Consider the following 16510-nt stretch of genomic DNA (forward strand, 5'->3'; position numbering starts at 1 on the left):
GGCATGTCGCTTTTGCCCAACAGGGTGACGGCGGCTTGCCAGTGTCATATTCAATCATCCTCAAGAGAACAAAGTTATGTCAAAGCAAAAAATTCGCATTCGCCTCAAGGCATTTGATTACAAACTGATCGACGCATCCGCTGCCGAGATTGTTGAAACCGCCAAGCGTACCGGTGCCATTGTCAAGGGACCCGTGCCCCTGCCCACGCGCATGAAGCGTTTCGATATTCTGCGTTCACCACACGTGAACAAGGCCAGCCGAGACCAGTTGGAAATCCGTACGCACCAGCGTTTGATGGATATTGTCGACCCTACCGACAAAACCGTTGATGCGTTGATGAAGTTGGATTTGCCAGCAGGCGTGGACGTAGAGATCAAATTGCAATAATTGTGGAAAACCCTTGCACTGATGGTGTAAGGGTGTCTATAATGGAAGGCTGCGCAAAATTTGCGTAGTTCAGTCATTGCATCCAAGGCTGGTGTTGTGCGCTTGGCGGGTAAACCGTAAGGCGCACTGTGCTGGCCCGGAGATGTCTTAATCAGCCCCGGCCAATTGAAGTCGGGAACGGAGAAAATAATGAGTCTTAGCAACTCCCTAGGGTTGTTGGGTCGCAAGGTGGGCATGACACGCTTGTTCACCGATGACGGCGATTCAGTGCCCGTCACGGTGGTCGATGTGTCTGACAACCGTGTGGCGCAAGTAAAAACCCAAGCAACTGACGGCTACGATGCCTTGCAGGTGACGTTCGGCAAGCGCCGTGCATCACGTGTCAGCAAGCCTCAAGCTGGCCATTTGGCCAAAGCTGGCGTAGAAGCCGGCGAAATCACCAAAGAATTCCGAGTAGCAGCCGATGTGGCAGCTCAGTACGCCGCCGGCGCTACTGTTGCTGTAACAGCCGTGTTCGCCGCAGGTCAGAAGGTGGATGTTCAGGGCACTTCTATTGGTAAAGGCTTTGCCGGTACCATCAAGCGCCACAACTTCTCATCGCAGCGCGCATCGCACGGTAACAGCCGTTCGCACAACGTGCCTGGCTCTATCGGTATGGCGCAAGACCCAGGTCGCATTTTCCCAGGTAAGAAAATGTCCGGCCATTTGGGCGACGCGACCGTAACTACCCAAAATTTGGATGTAGTGCGTATCGATGAAGCTCGCCAGCTGTTACTCATCAAAGGCTCTATTCCCGGTGCGCCAGGCGGTTTCGTAACCGTTCGTCCCACCGTGAAAGTCGCTAGCAAAGGAGCGAACTGATGCAAGTCGAACTCCTGAATGACCAGGGTCAAGCCGCGTCACAATTTGACGTACTGGACACCGTATTCGGTCGTGACTACAACGAATCATTGATTCACCAAATCGTGGTGGCTTACCAGGCCAATGCACGTCAAGGTACACGCGCTCAAAAGGGTCGTGATACTGTGAATCACTCCACCAAGAAGCCATTCAAGCAAAAGGGCACAGGCCGTGCACGTGCTGGTATGACTTCATCTCCCATCTGGCGTGGAGGCGGTCGCGCTTTCCCAAATAGCCCAGATGAGAACTTCAGCCACAAGGTAAACAAGAAGATGTATCGCGCCGGTATGGCTTCTATCTTCTCGCAATTGGTGCGCGATGGTCGTTTGTCAGTGGTTGAGTCCATGAAATTGGATTCGCCAAAAACCAAGGTTTTGGCTGACAAATTCAAGGCCATGAACCTCAAGTCGGTGCTGGTGATTGCAGACGAGGTTGACGAGAACCTATACCTCGCCTCACGCAACCTGCCCAACGTGTTGGTCGTTGAGCCACGCTACGCAGATCCTTTGTCATTGGTGCACTACCGTAAAGTCATCGTGACCAAGGCCGCTGTAGCCAAACTGCAGGAGATGTTCGCATGAGCACCGTTCAGGCTAAATACGACGAAGGTCGCTTGATGCAGTTGTTGGTCGCTCCCATCGTGTCTGAAAAGGCAACCATGGTGGCTGAAAAGTCCAACACTGTGATGTTTAAAGTGTTGCGTGACGCCAGCAAGCCAGAAATCAAGGCCGCTGTTGAGTTGTTATTCAAAGTTCAGGTTAAAGCTGTTGCTGTGGCCAATCAAAAGGGCAAAACCAAGCGCTTTGGCAAGTCCACTGGTCGCCGTGATCACACCCGCAAGGCGTTTGTGACATTGCAGCCTGGCCAAGAACTCAACTTGGGCGGGGAGGCTTAATCATGGCAGTACTAAAGACAAAACCAACCTCCGCAGGCCGTCGTCATGCCATACGCATTTCGCGCGACCACCTGCACAAGGGTGAAGGCTTCGCGCCATTGTTGGAGCCCCAGCACCAAAAAGCTGGTCGTAACAACAACGGTCACATCACTGTGCGCCACAAAGGTGGCGGCCATAAGCATCACTACCGCGTTGTTGACTTTTTGCGTAACAAAGATGGTATCCCTGCCAAGGTTGAGCGTATTGAATACGATCCCAACCGCTCAGCGCATATCGCCTTGGTGTGCTATGCAGACGGCGAGCGTCGCTACATCATCGCCCCGCGTGGCGTTGAGGCTGGCGCGCAACTGATGTCTGGCTCAGAGGCGCCTATCCGCGCTGGTAACACCTTGCCTATTCGCAACATCCCAGTGGGTTCAACCATTCACTGTATTGAGTTGCAAGTTGGCAAGGGCGCGCAAATTGCGCGTACCGCCGGTGCTTCTGCTGTGCTGATGGCTCGTGAAGGCTTGTACGCTCAGGTTCGCCTGCGCTCTGGTGAAGTGCGCAAGGTGCGCATTGAGTGCCGCGCCACCATTGGTGAAGTTGGCAACTCAGAGCACAGCCTGCGTCGTTTGGGTAAAGCTGGTGCCACTCGCTGGAAGGGTATTCGCCCAACCGTCCGTGGTGTGGCCATGAACCCAATCGATCACCCGCATGGTGGTGGTGAAGGCCGAACTGGTGAAGGCCGGGTGCCTGTTGACCCATGGGGCAACATGACCAAGGGCTACCGCACACGTAATAACCGTCGCACGCAGAACATGATCGTTTCGCGTCGCAAGAAGTAAAGGGTTATTGAAATGACTCGCTCACTCAAAAAAGGCCCATTCGTGGACCATCACTTGCTGGCTAAGGTAGACAAAGCTGTGTCTACCAAGGACAAAAAGCCTGTGAAAACCTGGTCACGTCGCTCAACAATCCTGCCCGATTTCATCGGCATGACGATTGCTGTGCACAACGGCCGCCAACACGTGCCCGTGTATGTAACCGAACAGATGGTCGGTCACAAACTCGGGGAGTTCTCCCTGACACGCACTTTTAAAGGCCACCCGGCCGATAAAAAAGCGAAGAAGTAAGGAATAACCATGGAAACCCGCTCTATCGTTCGCGGCGTGCGTTTGTCTGTTGACAAAGGACGACTGGTTGCCGACCTCATTCGCGGCAAAAAAGTCGATCAGGCGCTCAACACGCTGGCGTTCACGCAGAAAAAAGCTGCTGACATCATTAAAAAAGCCTTGGAATCTGCAATTGCAAATGCCGAGCACAACGACGGTGCTGATATTGACGAATTACGCGTCAAAACCATCTACGTCGAGCAAGGCACCACGCTTAAGCGGTTCACGGCCCGTGCAAAAGGCCGCGGCAACCGAATCAGCAAACCCACCTGTCACATTTATGTGACGGTTGGCAACTGAGAGGTCTAAATATATGGGTCAAAAAATCAACCCTACCGGATTCCGCTTGGCGGTTTCTCGTAACTGGGCTAGCCGCTGGTACGCCAGCAACAAAGACTTCGCTGGCATGCTGGCTGAAGACATCAAAGTACGCGAGTACCTGAAGGTCAAGCTGAAGAACGCGTCAGTGTCTCGTGTTCTTATCGAGCGTCCCGCAAAGAACGCTCGTATCACCATCTTTTCAGCACGTCCAGGCGTGGTGATTGGTAAAAAAGGTGAAGACATCGAGAAGCTCAAGAAAGAGCTGACCGACAAGTTGGGCGTGCCGGTTGCCGTCAACATCGAAGAAGTGCGCAAGCCTGAAATCGATGCCAAGTTGATCGCAGACAGCATCACCCAGCAGCTCGAAAAGCGCATCATGTTCCGTCGCGCCATGAAGCGTGCCATGCAAAACGCCATGCGTATGGGTGCCCAAGGCATCAAGATCATGTCTGCAGGCCGTTTGAATGGTATCGAAATTGCACGTACCGAGTGGTACCGTGAAGGCCGAGTGCCTTTGCACACCATGCGTGCTGACATCGATTACGGCACCTCTGAAGCCAAGACCACTTACGGCATCATTGGCGTGAAAGTGTGGGTTTACAAGGGTGATACCTTGGGCCGCAACGACGCGCCAGTAGCTGCTGAGCCACGTGAAGAAGAACGTCGCCCCCGCGGCCCTCGCCGTGATGGCGATCGCCCAGGTGCACGTCCTGCACGCGGTGCCCGTCGTCCAGCCGGCAGCAATGCTGCGCCAGCCGATGGCAGTGACAAGCCTGCTGAAGCCACTGATGGTGGTGAAGCTAAACCAGCCGTTAAGCGCGTTCGCAAGGCCGCGCCCGCAGCAGCACCTGCGGACGGCAAAGGAGAATAAACATGCTGCAACCTGCTCGTCGCAAATATCGTAAAGAGCAAAAAGGCCGCAACACGGGTATTGCCACTACTGGCAACTCCGTGGCGTTCGGTGACTTCGGTCTGAAGTCTATCGACCGCGGTCGTTTAACAGCTCGTCAAATCGAGTCTGCTCGTCGTGCCATCAACCGTCACATCAAACGTGGTGGTCGTATCTGGATTCGTGTATTCCCAGACAAGCCAATCTCAAACAAGCCTGCAGAGGTTCGTATGGGTAACGGTAAGGGTAGCGTGGAGTACTACGTGGCTGAAATTCAGCCAGGTAAAGTACTGTACGAAATCGTGGGTGTGCCTGAGGCGTTGGCTCGTGAAGCGTTTACTTTGGCTGCCGCCAAGTTGCCTTTGCGCACCACCTTCGTCACGCGTATGCTTGGCCAGTAAGGAGAAAGAATAATGAATACTACTGATCTGCGCCAAAAAGACGTCGACGGCGTGAAAGCCGAAGTCAAGGCATTGCAAAAAGCCCATTTCGGCTTGCGCATGCAAAAAGGCACCCAACAACTTACCAACACTGCTTCAATGAGCAGCACACGACGCGCCATCGCTCGTGCCAAAACTATTTTGGCCGAGAAGCTGGCTGCCAAGTGAGGAGCGAACACATGACGGAAGCAACAACAACCCGTAATCGCACCTTGGTCGGTAAAGTGGTCAGCGACAAGCGCGCTAAAACCGTAACGGTTTTGGTTGAGCGTCGCGTTAAGCACGAGCTGTACGGCAAAATCGTATCGCTGTCTAGCAAGTACCACGCGCACGACGAAGACAACCAGTACCAACTGGGCGATGTGATTGAAATCACAGAAAGCCGTCCGCTTTCAAAAACCAAGAACTGGGTAGCGACCCGCTTGGTTCAGAAGGCAGAACTGGTTTAAGTTTGTTTGCCCACATGGGCATCAAGCTTAAAAAGAGCGACTCATGCGTGAGTCGCTTTTTTTTGGTCTCATACAATGCTGTGCATTGCATGTGACACAGATTTTTAATGGGGCTTAGGCCCGTAAATTGTGGAGATAACAATGATTCAAGTCGGCGAAACAATACCAGCGGTCACGCTCATGGAGTACGTAGAGGTTGAGGGTAATGGCTGCAGTGTGGGTCCAAACCCGGTGAACAGCCTGGATGCTGCCAAAGGCAAAACCATTGCTGTGTTTGCCCTGCCAGGCGCATTCACGCCTACCTGCTCGGCCCGTCACGTGCCAGGCTACCGCGACCACGCGCAAGACTTCAAAGACGCGGGCGTCGATGAAATCTGGTGTCTGAGCGTCAACGATGCATTTGTAATGGGTGCATGGGGACGTGAGCAAGACACAGCCGGCAAGGTGCGCATGCTGGGCGACGGCGACGCCGAGTTTGCCAAAGCCGTCGGTCTAACACTGGACCTCCATGGCAAGGGCTTGGGCCTGCGCAGCAACCGTTACTCTATGTTGGTGAAAGACGGCGTGGTCGTCACGCTAAACGTTGAAGCACCAGGCAAGTTTGAGGTAAGCGACGCGGCCACCTTGCTCGCGCAAGCCAAGGCCTAAGCCATAAAGCCTGTTAGAGCTGAGCCATCAGATACTGCGAGCCGGCAATGGGGCTGTAGTAGTAGGGTGGCACCTCAATGAAACCTGCGTTGGCATACAAATGCCGCGCGGTTTCAAACTCTTCAAGAACGTCCAACAAAATATGCATGTAGCCAGCAGCTCTGGCCTCCACCATGCACTGCGCTATTAGTTGCTCGCCCAGGCCAAAGCCTCTAAACGCTTTGGTCACAAATAGGCGTTTCATTTCGCATGCATTGGCGTAGTCCACATCGGGCAGTGGCCTGAATGCGCAACAGCCAGCTGCCACGCCATCAACAAATGCCACGAGTAATGCGCCGTTAGGCGACGCGTATTCACCCGGGAGGTTGGCCAGTTCTTGTTCAAAGTCTTGAAAGCCCAAATCAACCGACAAGCTGTCGCCGTATTGCGCCATCAGCGCTCTGGCCGCCGTTATCTCATCTGGCTGTGAAACGGTGCGAACGTCTATGTGTGGACTTGGTAGAAGGTCAGTCATGTTGGGCAATGATAGCGTGCAAGCATCACGCAGCAGCGTTGCAATACATTTAGCCTAAGGTGTTGACCATCCATGCCACCGCACTGGCACACGCCAACCAGACCAAAAGCCCAAACAAGGCATGTGTCAGACCATCAGCTGAAGTCGGCGCGTTGACGGCAACAACGCCCTCGTGGTCGCCGTGCACCATGGCTGGTACGAGGTTGCGATTTTTCTTTTTGGCATAAAACCAAATGGCTGCGATGTGGGCGAGCACCAGCAAAACGACGGCCAACTTGCCTGGTCCAGTGTGATAAAACGTGGCGCTAGACACGACGTCACTTGAAGCATGTGCGGCCAGCGGCCCTGCCGTGAAAATATCGTCGTCGCTGAACAAGCCTGTAGTGACTTGAGCACAGAGCAGGCACAGCAAAGCCACCACAGACCAAGAGCCACTTGGACTGTGGCCAAGGTGGTCTTGTGGCTGGTCAGCGCCTTGCCCGCGCACATAGGCCAGCAAAGCGCGAGGCGCCAGCCGCAGCTGTGCAAACCGTGACCAATAGCCGCCCACAAACCCCCAAGCTACCCGAAACAACAGCAAGCTCGCGACCACATAGCCCAGGCGCATATGCCACACCATTGCATTGCCGCCTACGTTGCCGCTGATGAAAAGCCCGGTAACGCTGATGGCCAATGCCCAGTGAAAGACGCGTGTGGGCAAGTCCCACACTCGGTGTTTGAACGACATAACAAAACTCCAAAATGAAAGGCCATTGATTGCAACAGCTTTATAAATTGGTAATAAAAAACCGGGTTGAGCGTAACAAAGCTGTGTCAAGATAGTATGAAGCCAAGCACTAAGGCTTGGTTTGGGTTTAATCAATGAAAGGGAAAATCATGATGTCAACACGTGCCATTATTGTGTCGCTGGCGCTGGGCGTGGCCAGCACAGCACCCGCTTGGGCGCAGTTTAAAAATGCCGAGCATGCGGTCAAATACCGTCAGGCCGCCTTTACCGTTATGGGCAAACACTTTGCGAGTTTAGGCGCCATGGTCAGTGGTAAAGCACCTTTTGACGCCGCCAAAGCCAAAGCAGACGCCAGCGTTGTGGCGGCTGTCAGCGCGCTGCCATGGTCAGGTTTTGGCCCGGAAACAGAGGACATCAAGTCGGACGCCAAAATGGAAGTGTGGCTGGAAAAAACCGATTTTGACCAAGGAGCAAAACGTTTGACAGCGGCGGCGGGCGAGCTTGCAAAAGCGACCCAAACGGGCAACCTGAACCAGATCAAACAAGCCTTTGGTGCCACCGCCAAAACCTGTAAGGCTTGTCACGACAGCTACCGCAATTAAGCTTCGGCCAGCAGTTTTTCTATCAGTCTGTGCAAGGCGGCAAAGTCGGGCATGCCTACGTAGCGCTTAACGATTTCGCCGCGCTTGTTAACAATAAATGTTGTGGGCGTGAGCTTTACGTCACCCCACTCTTTGGCGTTGGCGCCGGTGTTGTCTAAAGCCACCTTAAAAGGCAGCTGGCGTGTTTGCGCAAAGTTCACCACATAAGCGGGTGGGTCGTAGTCCATAGCCACGGCCAAAGTGTCAAAGCCTTGGTTCGCATAGGCGTTGTGCGTGGCGATGAGTTCAGGCATTTCGGCCACGCAGCTGGTGCAACTGGTGGCCCAAAAATTCACCAGCAGCACCTTGCCTGCAAAGTCGCTGGTTTGCACGGCACTGCCGTCTAGCAAAACAAATCGCGACTGCGGCGCCTGGGTGTTGCCGGCGCAACCTGCCAACAGGCTGGCAAAAGCTAAGGCAGCTACCAGTGACATGCGACGCCATTGCGTCGTCATCGTGTTTGTAAAAAAAAGCAACATGGCACAACAAAGCCTACAACAATCAATATGGGGGAGCACCAGCGTGCACAGAAGGCAGTTTAACCACGCTCGCGCGCCCGGTTGAGTGGCTTTTAGAGCTTGTTGCCGCATTTGCCCACCGTTATGGTGAGCCGCAGGCAACGGCGGCATGACAGCAAGGTGTGCCATTCTGGTGCGGTGCTGGCTGCTAAACAATTACGCACCTTAAGTGGATTCTGGGTGTTTGAAAAAGTTCGCCTACCCAAGCTATTGCTTACCGCTCATGGGCAGGACCAGCACCTGAAACAGGTGCATTAAGCGCTGGGCCTGGCCGCAGCAGGCCGCGCTCAGCTTTGCGCCGCCAGGCTGGCCTTGGCAGTGTCAAGGCGCTGTTGCAAGTAGGCACCAAAAAAGTCTGGCACAGCAACGCCCACAATGCGTTCGGCAATTTCTGTGCCTTGCGCGTTAAAAAACAGCAGTGTGGGCGCAAAGCGTGCATCCCAGCGCTTGGATATGGCCTTGGCGGTGCGCGCAACACCGTCAAAGTCGTCAATGCGCGTAACACCGTCAGTGATGTTGAGTTGCACGGCCACCACTTCACCCGACGCAGACATGGGTGCCAGGTGGTGATCTCGCACCAAGTCGCAGTAAGGGCAGCCGGGTAAGCTGGTCATGACAACCAGTGGCTGGCCTGCACGCACGGCCATGGCTGCTTGGCGTGTCATTGAGGTGGCGAGGGTTAAGTTCATAAAAGAGCCCTTCTAAAGTAGTGCGTTTTGAGCCATCACGCGCTATGCAATAACGCCTTTACTGCGCAAGTCTGTCAATTGGTCAGGTGTCATGTTTAATAGTTCATGCAGCACTTCGCTGGTGTGCTGTCCCAGTGTGGGCGGCGCGTGCCGTTGTGTAACAGGTGTTTCGCTGAGCTTTAGCGGGCTGGCCACCAAGGCCACATCGCCATTGAGTGCATGCTGCCAGTGTTGCACCATACCGCGGGCTTTTACTTGCGCGTCGTCAAATACTTCGTCCAAGCCGTTGATAGGGCCGCACGGTACTTGCGCCGCTTCCAGGGCGTTGAGCCAGTGTGTCTTGCTGTGTGCGGCCATGATGCTGGCAATATGTGGCACCAAATCATGACGGTTGCGCACGCGGTTGGCGTTGGTGGCAAAGCGTGGATCTGCAGCCCAGTCCACGCTTTGGCCTGTGGTGTGGGCCAACACCTTGCAAAATTTGGCAAATTGGTGGTCGTTGCCAACAGCCACAATCATGTGTTGTGCATTGCCGTTTTCGGGAGCGCATTCAAATACCTGGTAGGGCACTATGTTGATGTGCGCGTTACCAGCACGCCCTGGCACTTTGCCTGTGTGTTGGCCAGATACCAGGTAGTTGGCCCCCAAGTTTGCCAACATGGCCACTTGGGTATCCAGCAAGGCCATGTCTATGTACTGGCCAGTGCCTGTGGCCTCGGCGTGGCGTAGCGCGGCCAATATGCCTACTGTGGCGTACATGCCTGTAAACAAGTCCGCTACGGCAACGCCTACTTTTTGGGGGCCGCCACCGGGCAAGTCGTCGCGCTCGCCGGTTAGGCTCATGAGCCCGCCCATACCTTGTATGGCGTAGTCGTAGCCTGCACGGTCTTTGTAGGGGCCGTCTTGTCCAAAGCCTGTAATGGAGCAATAAACCAGCGCAGGGTTGACGGCCTTGAGGCTGTTGTAGTCCAAGCCATAACGCGCCATGTCGCCCACTTTGAAGTTTTCAACAAAAATGTGGCAGTGCTGCACCAGCTGCTTGATCAGTGCTTGCCCTTGTTCGGTGGCGATGTCGCAGGCAATGGCGCGCTTGTTGCGGTTGGTGCCAAGGTAGTAGGCGGCCTGGTCGGTGTCTGCGCCTTGGTTGTCTGGTAGAAACGGAGGGCCCCAGCCGCGCGTGTCATCACCTTTGCCTGGGCGCTCAACCTTGATGACGTCGGCGCCTAGGTCACCCAAATTTTGTGTGCACCAAGGCCCAGCCAAGACGCGCGATAGGTCAAGAACCCGGATACCATCCAGTGCATGAGACGAATTGAACATAGTCATACCGCTATTGTGCGCAATTTCATGCGCCGCATTGCGTTTGCCGCAGTTATAGCTGTCGCGCTGGCAGCGTGCAGCCCCACCTACAACTGGCGCACGCTGAGCTTAGACAGCGTAGGCGCGCAGGCCTTGGTGCCATGCAAGCCCGAGTATTCCACCCGCGAGGTGCCGCTGCTAGAGGGGCAGGCCATGATCACGCTGCACATGCAAGCCTGTGATGTGGGCGACGTGACTTACGCTTTGTCGTGGCTCAATATCCCGCCAGGGCAGGATGTCAATGCAGCTATGCAGCGTTGGCTAAGCGCCAGCATGGCCGGTGCGCAAGCCCAGGAGCGGCAGGCCATCGCCGAGCAGGCACAACTGCCCATCTGGTCAGTCAAAGGCGCGGCACTTGCCAAACGTTACCGTCTTCAAGGCAAACGTCATGATGGTCAAACGATTGCGGTTGACATAGGCATGGCGCAGCGCGGCCCCAGCGTGGTGCAACTGGCTATTTACGGCGGCAGTTTTGCCGAGGCGCAGCGGGCTGAGTTTTGGCAGGGCTTGGCATGGTAGCTTGCCCACCCAGCCAAGGACGTGGCAACGCGGCAGCGCAACACGCAGATAATGGTGGCCTATGACTACCATTCTTGTCATCGCCCATGCACCGCTGGCCAGCGCTTTGCGCAGTTGTGCAGCACATGTGTTTCCAGAGGATGTGCACTGCGTGCAGGTGCTTGATGTACCCGCCACAGACCAAGTAGATGCGTTGCTGGCGCAGGCAAAAGCCATGCTGCCTCCAGCGGGTGAGGCGTTGGTGCTCACCGATGTTTTTGGTGCCACGCCTGCCAATGTGGCCACGCGCTTGGCCGCTCATGAGGGGTGTCGTGTTCTGGCGGGAGTGAACCTGCCCATGCTGTTGCGCGCGCTGTGCTACCGCGACCAACCCGTGGATCAGCTGGTGCTTAAAGCCGTAGCCGGTGGCACCCAGGGTATCGTGCCTGTGGTGCCAACGACCCCCTAAAACAAACTCCAACGAGCCCATGATTCGCAAGACCATCACCATCAGCAACAAGCTTGGCCTGCATGCGCGTGCCTCCGCCAAGCTCACCAAATTGGCGGGCTCATTCACGTGCGACGTATGGATGACGCGCAACGCCAGGCGCATCAATGCCAAAAGCATCATGGGCGTGATGATGTTGGCCGCTGGCTTGGGCGCAGAGGTTGAGATTGAGACCGACGGCGCCGACGAAGCTGTGGCCATGGACGCATTGCTCGCGCTGATTAACGACAAGTTTGGAGAAGGCGAGTGAGCTTTTCCATTCACGGCCAAGCGGTTTCCCGCGGCATAGTGGTGGGGCGGGCCGTGCTGGTCTCGGCTGGGCGCATGGACGTGGCCCACTACTTTGTCGATCCAGATCAAATTACGGCAGAGTTGCAGCGCATGGCCAAAGCGCGTGACGCCGTGGTCAGCGAAATTGAACAAGTGCAGCAGCGCCTGAGCGGTTTGCCCGCTACAGACGCGCCCGGCGAGCTGACGGCGCTGTTGGATGTGCACCTCATGCTGCTGCAAGACGACACCATTGCACATGGTGTGCGTGAGTGGATTGTTGAGCGGCGCTACAACGCTGAATGGGCGCTGACTGCCCAGTTGGAGGTGGTGTCCCGCCAGTTTGACGAGATGGAAGACCCCTACTTGCGTGAACGCAAGGCAGACCTTGAGCAAGTCGTGCAGCGCATGTTGGCAGCCATGGCGGGTGAGAGCGCGTCTTTGCTGGAGCAGGCCAAGCAAGCCAGCCAGTTGGCCCAGGCGCGCGAGCCAAACGCTGAGCGCACGCCGCTTGTTTTGGTAGCTAGAGACTTGTCGCCATCTGACTTGCTGCAGTTTAAAGACAGCGTGTTTGATGGTTTTATCACCGAGGTAGGTGGCAAAACTTCACACACTGCCATTGTGGCGCGCGGCCTTGATATTGCTGCCGTAGTAGGCGCTCGCAGTGCCAGCCAACTCATCAAGCAGGACGACTGGGTGGTGGTAGATGGTGACGCGGGCGTGGTCATTGTTGACCCGTCGCCCATCATCTTGGAAGAATATGTGTTCAAGCAACGCCAGGCCACGCTGGAGCGCGAGCGCCTGAGTCGCTTGCGTCACACGCCCAGTATCACGCTAGACGGCCAACGCATTGAATTGCTCGCCAATATTGAGTTGCCGCAAGACAGCGTTGCAGCCCTGGCCGCTGGTGCAGTGGGCGTGGGTTTGTTTAGGACCGAGTTTTTGTTCATGGGCAGGTTGGCCAAAGGCCTTAGCAAGCTGCCAGACGAAGACGAGCAATATGCCGCCTACAAGGCGGTCATTGACGGCATGCAAGGTATGCCGGTCACCATTCGCACCATTGACATTGGTGCGGACAAGCCACTAGAGCGTGGCACGCGTAGCGCCGATGAGCACTTAAACCCTGCACTGGGTTTGCGTGCCATTCGTTGGAGCCTGGCTGAGCCCGCTATGTTTTTGGTGCAACTGCGCGCCATATTGCGCGCCGCCGCGCATGGGCAAGTGGACTTGTTGATTCCCATGCTGGCGCACGTGAGCGAAATCAAGCAAACCCTGGCCTTGATTGCGCGGGCCAAAGAGCAGTTGGATGCGCAAGGCGATGTCTATGGCCATGTGCGCTTGGGGGCCATGATTGAGGTGCCTGCTTCCGCGATGATGGCGCAAGTCTTTTTGCGTTATTTTGATTTCCTGTCTATTGGCACCAACGACTTGATTCAATACACCTTGGCGGTGGACCGGGTAGACGAGGCCGTCAACCACTTGTACGACCCACTACACCCAGCAGTGCTGGGCTTGATGCAGCAGGTTATCGAGGCATGCAACGCGCAGGGAAAGGGCGTGTGCGTGTGCGGCGAGATGGCCGGTGATACGCAGTTTACGGCGCTGCTATTGGGCATGGGCTTGCGCAGCTTTTCCATGCAACCCACGCAAATTCTGGCCGTTAAGCAGCAAGTCTTGCGCGCCAACACCGTCAAACTGGCGCCGTGGGCACAGCAAGTGTTGGCCAGCGAGCAGCCGTCTGAGTTGGTGGCTGTTAGGTAATTCAGATAGCCTGAATAAGCTGGTTCAGTGGGGGCCTAGGCTTGCGCCTTGTGCCCCACCCAAGCACCGGCCACAATGAGCGCTGCTGCCAGCGCAATATGCCACGTCAGCGCCTGGCCTTGTTGCCACAACAACATCACGGTAGACAACAGTGGTGTTAAAAATGCCAGTAAGCCAATGCGCCTGGCATCACCAAAGCGCAAGGCCATGTTCCATAAAAAAAACGATCCGCCCAGCGGCCCCAAGCCCAGCAGCGCAATACGCCATAAGTCACCCACAGACAAGCTGGTGGCAGGCTCTAGTAAGGCATGGCACAGCAAGGCCAGGCCAGCGCTGCACATGCAAAACGTGCCAATGTGACCCGTGGTGAGTTGTGTGGCGCGTTTGCTTAATAGTGAGTAGCTGGCCCAAATCCAGGCCGAGCCCAGTGCCAGTGCATAGCCCAGCCAAACCGTGTCTGTGTTGCCAGCCGTTGGACCGCTGCTACCGCTCAAAATAGCCAAGCCAGCGCCGGAAAAGCCCAGCAAGCCCGCAGCTGCAAAAGACCAGCGCCAGGTCACGCGGGGCAGAAACAGCGGTGCCATCACCACAATGCCCAGCGGCCACAAGTAATTGATGAGGTTGGTAATCACTGGTGGGGCCAGGCGCAACGACAAAAACAGTAAAAAGTGAAAGCCAAACAGGCCGTAAATACCCAGTGCCAACAAGGGCAGGGGTACACGCCAGTGGCTCAGCCTTAAGCCGTTCATGGGCAGCGCCATGATGCCCCCTACCAACAAGCCCAGGCCAGTGAGTAGAAAAGGCGGCACATGCGCCAGCGACACACCCAAGGCGCTGAGTGAGGCCCACAACAACACCGCGCCCAGTGCCAGCAACAGGGCTTGATTGGGGCTTGGTTGCATTGTTGTGACTTAAACGCCCGCAGCGTGTGCCTGCACGTCGGCGTGGTAGCTGGAGCGCACCATGGCGCCCACAGCGGCGTGGCTAAAGCCCATGTCCTTGGCGCGTTGCTCAAACATCTTGAAGGTGTCTGGATGTACGTAGCGGCGCACGGGTATGTGGTGGCCACTGGGTGCCAAGTATTGGCCAATGGTGAGCATGTCTATGTTGTGCTCGCGCATGTCCTGCATGACTTGCAAAATTTCTTCGTCGGTTTCACCCAGGCCCACCATCAGGCCACTTTTGGTGGGTACGTTGGGAAACAGCGCTTTGAATTTTTTAAGCAAGTTCAGACTAAAGGCGTAGTCAGAGCCTGGGCGAGCTTCCTTGTACAAGCGCGGCACGGTTTCTATGTTGTGGTTCATCACGTCTGGTGGCGCGGCTTTGAGGATCTCCAATGCGCGGTCGTCGCGGCCTCTAAAGTCTGGTACCAGCACTTCAATTTGCGTACCGGGTGACTGGCGGCGCACCTCTTCAATGCACTGCACAAAGTGGCTTGCGCCGCCGTCGCGCAAGTCGTCGCGGTCTACGCTGGTGATGACCACATAGCTGAGCTTGAGAGCGGCAATGGTGGCGCCCAGTTTGCTGGGTTCGTTCACATCTAGCGGGTCTGGGCGGCCGTGGCCTACGTCACAAAACGGGCAACGGCGTGTGCACTTGTCGCCCATGATCATGAAGGTGGCTGTGCCTTTGCCGAAACACTCGCCAATGTTGGGGCAGGACGCCTCTTCGCATACCGTGACCAGCTTGTTTTGGCGCAGGATGTCCTTGATTTCGTAAAACCGTGTGTTGGGGCTGCCCGCGCGCACGCGAATCCAGTCTGGTTTTTTGAGCGTCTCGCCTTGCACCACTTTGACAGGAATGCGCGAGACCTTGTCGCCAGACTTTTGTTTGGCGGTGGCATCGTAGGGCTTGGCGGCTGGCAGGGTGGTGGCTTGTTCGCTCATGGGCTTCTCGGTTGGCTTTGTTGCAGCGCTGGCTCAAGCAATGCGTTTAAGTGCTGGCTCAGCAAAGCGTGCACTTGTGCCACGCTGCTGTCAACGCCCATTGTATGAAGGTCAACGGTTTGCAGCCCAGCGTAACCGCAAGGGTTGATACGCTCAAAGGGCGATAAGTCCATGGCCACGTTCAGCGCCAAGCCGTGGTAGGTGCAGTGGCGTGACACTTTGATGCCTAGTGCACTGATTTTGCCCAGGCCCACAAATGGATACGCGCCGGGGACCGTGCTTGGCAGTTGCGCGTGGTCAAACGGGTTGGCTACGCGCACGTAAATGCCAGGTGCACTGCGCACGCGGTGTCCCACTACGCCAAAGTGAGCCAAGGTGCGTATGACGGCTTCTTCAAGCCGGTATACGTATTCCTTGACAAAGTAGCCGCCTCGTTTGAGGTCTATCAATGCATAGGCGACAGCTTGACCTGGGCCGTGGTACGTGACTTGACCGCCCCGGTTGCTGGCCACTATCGGGATGTCACCTGCGTCTAAGACATGTCCGGCCAGGCCTGCAAGCCCTTGGGTAAACACGGGTGTGTGCTCGCACAGCCACAGCTCGTCTGGGGTGTCGTCTACTCTGTGGGCGGTAAAGTGCTGCATGGCGTCAAACGTGGTGGCGTAGTCCACCACGCCCCAGTCTCGCACCGCCAGTTGGTATGTCACTTACAACACCACTTTCACCAGAGGGTGGCTGGACAGCGTGCGGTACAACTCGTCCAGCTGGTGACGGCTGTGCACCCTTACCGTTACGGTAATGCCCTGGTAATTACCGCCTTTGCTGGCGCGCAGCTCTATGGTGGCTTGGTCAAAGTCGGGGTCAAAGCTGCGCACAACGTGGCAAATGGCCGGCACAAGTTCTGGAACGGCACTGCCCATGACCTTGATGGGAAAGTCGCATGGGTAGGTAATAAGAGAGTCGGTGGGAGGGGCAGTCATGGGTCAATTATCTCGCGAGTGACGGCTTGGCCGGGGCGGCTGGATTGCCGTATTTGAAGGTTTGACAGCCATGCTTTG

Annotated in this window: 26 protein-coding genes; 17 read left to right on the top strand and 9 right to left on the bottom strand. The window is 56.0% G+C overall.

Translation table 11 applies throughout. The features are described from left to right. Positions 1-76 precede the first annotated feature (76 nt). The 12 genes from rpsJ to LN050_09210 all read left to right on the top strand — a co-directional run bounded on the left by rpsJ (position 77) and on the right by LN050_09210 (position 6084). Positions 77-388 carry a 30S ribosomal protein S10 gene (rpsJ, locus tag LN050_09155; protein ID UFS55923.1) on the top strand — a complete coding sequence of 104 codons (312 nt, stop codon included), beginning with the start codon at positions 77-79 and terminating at the stop codon, positions 386-388. 189 nt (positions 389-577) lie between these two features. Continuing rightward, positions 578-1249 (top strand): 50S ribosomal protein L3, encoded by a 672-nt coding sequence (rplC, locus tag LN050_09160; protein UFS55924.1) that lies wholly within the window; start codon positions 578-580, stop codon positions 1247-1249. Beyond that, positions 1249-1869, top strand: coding sequence for a 50S ribosomal protein L4 (gene rplD, locus LN050_09165; GenBank protein ID UFS55925.1), 621 nt, complete (start codon positions 1249-1251; stop codon positions 1867-1869). The genes rplC and rplD overlap by 1 nt, the downstream gene beginning before the upstream one ends. Then, positions 1866-2183 carry a 50S ribosomal protein L23 gene (gene rplW / locus LN050_09170; GenBank protein ID UFS55926.1) on the top strand — a complete coding sequence of 106 codons (318 nt, stop codon included), beginning with the start codon at positions 1866-1868 and terminating at the stop codon, positions 2181-2183. Before rplD ends, rplW begins: the two co-directional genes overlap by 4 nt. A 2-nt stretch (positions 2184-2185) precedes the next feature. After that, the gene (rplB, locus tag LN050_09175; protein ID UFS55927.1) at positions 2186-3010 is read left to right on the top strand and encodes a 50S ribosomal protein L2; all 825 of its coding nucleotides are present in this window, start codon (positions 2186-2188) and stop codon (positions 3008-3010) included. Between the two features lie 12 nt (positions 3011-3022). Continuing rightward, positions 3023-3298, top strand: a complete 276-nt coding sequence (gene rpsS / locus LN050_09180; protein UFS55928.1) for a 30S ribosomal protein S19 — start codon at positions 3023-3025, stop codon at positions 3296-3298. 9 nt (positions 3299-3307) lie between these two features. Further along, positions 3308-3637, top strand: coding sequence for a 50S ribosomal protein L22 (gene rplV / locus LN050_09185; protein UFS55929.1), 330 nt, complete (start codon positions 3308-3310; stop codon positions 3635-3637). Between the two features lie 13 nt (positions 3638-3650). Next, the gene (gene rpsC, locus LN050_09190) at positions 3651-4529 is read left to right on the top strand and encodes a 30S ribosomal protein S3 (GenBank protein UFS55930.1); all 879 of its coding nucleotides are present in this window, start codon (positions 3651-3653) and stop codon (positions 4527-4529) included. A gap of 2 nt (positions 4530-4531) precedes the next feature. Beyond that, complete coding sequence (gene rplP, locus LN050_09195; protein ID UFS55931.1) at positions 4532-4948, top strand: 50S ribosomal protein L16; 417 nt, start codon at positions 4532-4534, stop codon at positions 4946-4948. 9 nt (positions 4949-4957) lie between these two features. Continuing rightward, positions 4958-5155 carry a 50S ribosomal protein L29 gene (gene rpmC / locus LN050_09200; GenBank protein UFS57380.1) on the top strand — a complete coding sequence of 66 codons (198 nt, stop codon included), beginning with the start codon at positions 4958-4960 and terminating at the stop codon, positions 5153-5155. 11 nt (positions 5156-5166) lie between these two features. Next, on the top strand, positions 5167-5436 hold the full coding sequence (gene rpsQ / locus LN050_09205) for a 30S ribosomal protein S17 (GenBank protein UFS55932.1): 270 nt from the start codon (positions 5167-5169) through the stop codon (positions 5434-5436). A gap of 141 nt (positions 5437-5577) precedes the next feature. Further along, positions 5578-6084 (top strand): peroxiredoxin, encoded by a 507-nt coding sequence (locus LN050_09210; GenBank protein ID UFS55933.1) that lies wholly within the window; start codon positions 5578-5580, stop codon positions 6082-6084. A 13-nt stretch (positions 6085-6097) separates the two neighbouring features. Here the strand turns inward: LN050_09210 and LN050_09215 are convergent, their stop codons facing one another. Both LN050_09215 and LN050_09220 read right to left on the bottom strand, forming a co-directional pair. After that, positions 6098-6598 carry a GNAT family N-acetyltransferase gene (locus LN050_09215; GenBank protein UFS55934.1) on the bottom strand — a complete coding sequence of 167 codons (501 nt, stop codon included), beginning with the start codon at positions 6596-6598 and terminating at the stop codon, positions 6098-6100. Positions 6599-6647: 49 nt separating this feature from the next. Next, positions 6648-7325 (bottom strand): cytochrome b/b6 domain-containing protein, encoded by a 678-nt coding sequence (locus LN050_09220; GenBank protein ID UFS55935.1) that lies wholly within the window; start codon positions 7323-7325, stop codon positions 6648-6650. Positions 7326-7477: 152 nt separating this feature from the next. Between LN050_09220 and LN050_09225 the strand changes: the two genes are divergently transcribed. Beyond that, positions 7478-7927: a cytochrome c gene (locus LN050_09225; GenBank protein ID UFS57381.1), complete on the top strand. Its 450-nt coding sequence runs from the start codon at positions 7478-7480 to the stop codon at positions 7925-7927. On the opposite strand, the gene LN050_09230 is transcribed toward LN050_09225, so the two are convergent. From LN050_09230 to LN050_09240, 3 genes are all read right to left on the bottom strand, one after another. Next, positions 7924-8400, bottom strand: a complete 477-nt coding sequence (locus LN050_09230) for a TlpA family protein disulfide reductase (protein ID UFS57382.1) — start codon at positions 8398-8400, stop codon at positions 7924-7926. The two genes, LN050_09225 and LN050_09230, sit on opposite strands and share 4 nt — an antisense overlap. Before the next feature lie 371 nt (positions 8401-8771). Continuing rightward, positions 8772-9173, bottom strand: a complete 402-nt coding sequence (locus tag LN050_09235; GenBank protein ID UFS55936.1) for a thioredoxin fold domain-containing protein — start codon at positions 9171-9173, stop codon at positions 8772-8774. 42 nt (positions 9174-9215) lie between these two features. Then, complete coding sequence (locus tag LN050_09240) at positions 9216-10499, bottom strand: CoA transferase (GenBank protein ID UFS55937.1); 1284 nt, start codon at positions 10497-10499, stop codon at positions 9216-9218. On the opposite strand from LN050_09240, the gene LN050_09245 reads away from it, so the two are divergent. The 4 genes from LN050_09245 (at position 10476) to ptsP (ending at position 13566) form a co-directional block, all read left to right on the top strand. After that, the gene (locus LN050_09245) at positions 10476-11051 is read left to right on the top strand and encodes a hypothetical protein (GenBank protein ID UFS55938.1); all 576 of its coding nucleotides are present in this window, start codon (positions 10476-10478) and stop codon (positions 11049-11051) included. The two genes, LN050_09240 and LN050_09245, sit on opposite strands and share 24 nt — an antisense overlap. Before the next feature lie 61 nt (positions 11052-11112). Continuing rightward, on the top strand, positions 11113-11499 hold the full coding sequence (locus LN050_09250; GenBank protein UFS55939.1) for a PTS fructose transporter subunit IIA: 387 nt from the start codon (positions 11113-11115) through the stop codon (positions 11497-11499). A gap of 19 nt (positions 11500-11518) precedes the next feature. After that, positions 11519-11788: an HPr family phosphocarrier protein gene (locus LN050_09255; GenBank protein ID UFS55940.1), complete on the top strand. Its 270-nt coding sequence runs from the start codon at positions 11519-11521 to the stop codon at positions 11786-11788. Beyond that, positions 11785-13566 (top strand): phosphoenolpyruvate--protein phosphotransferase, encoded by a 1782-nt coding sequence (ptsP, locus tag LN050_09260; protein UFS55941.1) that lies wholly within the window; start codon positions 11785-11787, stop codon positions 13564-13566. The genes LN050_09255 and ptsP overlap by 4 nt, the downstream gene beginning before the upstream one ends. A gap of 35 nt (positions 13567-13601) precedes the next feature. Here the strand turns inward: ptsP and LN050_09265 are convergent, their stop codons facing one another. The 4 genes from LN050_09265 to LN050_09280 all read right to left on the bottom strand — a co-directional run bounded on the left by LN050_09265 (position 13602) and on the right by LN050_09280 (position 16432). Continuing rightward, positions 13602-14468 carry an EamA family transporter gene (locus LN050_09265; protein ID UFS55942.1) on the bottom strand — a complete coding sequence of 289 codons (867 nt, stop codon included), beginning with the start codon at positions 14466-14468 and terminating at the stop codon, positions 13602-13604. A 9-nt stretch (positions 14469-14477) separates the two neighbouring features. Beyond that, positions 14478-15452 carry a lipoyl synthase gene (gene lipA, locus LN050_09270; GenBank protein UFS55943.1) on the bottom strand — a complete coding sequence of 325 codons (975 nt, stop codon included), beginning with the start codon at positions 15450-15452 and terminating at the stop codon, positions 14478-14480. Then, positions 15449-16096, bottom strand: coding sequence for a lipoyl(octanoyl) transferase LipB (gene lipB / locus LN050_09275; GenBank protein UFS57383.1), 648 nt, complete (start codon positions 16094-16096; stop codon positions 15449-15451). Before lipB ends, lipA begins: the two co-directional genes overlap by 4 nt. 63 nt (positions 16097-16159) lie before the next feature. Then, on the bottom strand, positions 16160-16432 hold the full coding sequence (locus tag LN050_09280; protein ID UFS55944.1) for a DUF493 family protein: 273 nt from the start codon (positions 16430-16432) through the stop codon (positions 16160-16162). Positions 16433-16510 lie beyond the last annotated feature (78 nt).

This window comes from Comamonadaceae bacterium M7527 (assembly GCA_021044545.1).
Lineage (GTDB): Bacteria > Pseudomonadota > Gammaproteobacteria > Burkholderiales > Burkholderiaceae_C > RS62.

Bases quoted from the DNA above. Each gene is read 5' to 3' on its own strand.
- rpsJ (UFS55923.1), top strand. From the start codon at position 77: ATGTCAAAGCAAAAAATTCGCATTCGCCTCAAGGCATTTGATTACAAA.
- rplC (UFS55924.1), top strand. From the start codon at position 578: ATGAGTCTTAGCAACTCCCTAGGGTTGTTGGGTCGCAAGGTGGGCATG.
- rplD (UFS55925.1), top strand. From the start codon at position 1,249: ATGCAAGTCGAACTCCTGAATGACCAGGGTCAAGCCGCGTCACAATTT.
- rplW (UFS55926.1), top strand. From the start codon at position 1,866: ATGAGCACCGTTCAGGCTAAATACGACGAAGGTCGCTTGATGCAGTTG.
- rplB (UFS55927.1), top strand. From the start codon at position 2,186: ATGGCAGTACTAAAGACAAAACCAACCTCCGCAGGCCGTCGTCATGCC.
- rpsS (UFS55928.1), top strand. From the start codon at position 3,023: ATGACTCGCTCACTCAAAAAAGGCCCATTCGTGGACCATCACTTGCTG.
- rplV (UFS55929.1), top strand. From the start codon at position 3,308: ATGGAAACCCGCTCTATCGTTCGCGGCGTGCGTTTGTCTGTTGACAAA.
- rpsC (UFS55930.1), top strand. From the start codon at position 3,651: ATGGGTCAAAAAATCAACCCTACCGGATTCCGCTTGGCGGTTTCTCGT.
- rplP (UFS55931.1), top strand. From the start codon at position 4,532: ATGCTGCAACCTGCTCGTCGCAAATATCGTAAAGAGCAAAAAGGCCGC.
- rpsQ (UFS55932.1), top strand. From the start codon at position 5,167: ATGACGGAAGCAACAACAACCCGTAATCGCACCTTGGTCGGTAAAGTG.
- LN050_09210 (UFS55933.1), top strand. From the start codon at position 5,578: ATGATTCAAGTCGGCGAAACAATACCAGCGGTCACGCTCATGGAGTAC.
- LN050_09215 (UFS55934.1), bottom strand. From the start codon at position 6,598: ATGACTGACCTTCTACCAAGTCCACACATAGACGTTCGCACCGTTTCA.
- LN050_09220 (UFS55935.1), bottom strand. From the start codon at position 7,325: ATGTCGTTCAAACACCGAGTGTGGGACTTGCCCACACGCGTCTTTCAC.
- LN050_09225 (UFS57381.1), top strand. From the start codon at position 7,478: ATGTCAACACGTGCCATTATTGTGTCGCTGGCGCTGGGCGTGGCCAGC.
- LN050_09230 (UFS57382.1), bottom strand. From the start codon at position 8,400: ATGTCACTGGTAGCTGCCTTAGCTTTTGCCAGCCTGTTGGCAGGTTGC.
- LN050_09235 (UFS55936.1), bottom strand. From the start codon at position 9,173: ATGAACTTAACCCTCGCCACCTCAATGACACGCCAAGCAGCCATGGCC.
- LN050_09245 (UFS55938.1), top strand. From the start codon at position 10,476: ATGAGACGAATTGAACATAGTCATACCGCTATTGTGCGCAATTTCATG.
- LN050_09240 (UFS55937.1), bottom strand. From the start codon at position 10,499: ATGACTATGTTCAATTCGTCTCATGCACTGGATGGTATCCGGGTTCTT.
- LN050_09250 (UFS55939.1), top strand. From the start codon at position 11,113: ATGACTACCATTCTTGTCATCGCCCATGCACCGCTGGCCAGCGCTTTG.
- LN050_09255 (UFS55940.1), top strand. From the start codon at position 11,519: ATGATTCGCAAGACCATCACCATCAGCAACAAGCTTGGCCTGCATGCG.
- LN050_09265 (UFS55942.1), bottom strand. From the start codon at position 14,468: ATGCAACCAAGCCCCAATCAAGCCCTGTTGCTGGCACTGGGCGCGGTG.
- lipA (UFS55943.1), bottom strand. From the start codon at position 15,452: ATGAGCGAACAAGCCACCACCCTGCCAGCCGCCAAGCCCTACGATGCC.
- lipB (UFS57383.1), bottom strand. From the start codon at position 16,096: ATGCAGCACTTTACCGCCCACAGAGTAGACGACACCCCAGACGAGCTG.
- LN050_09280 (UFS55944.1), bottom strand. From the start codon at position 16,432: ATGACTGCCCCTCCCACCGACTCTCTTATTACCTACCCATGCGACTTT.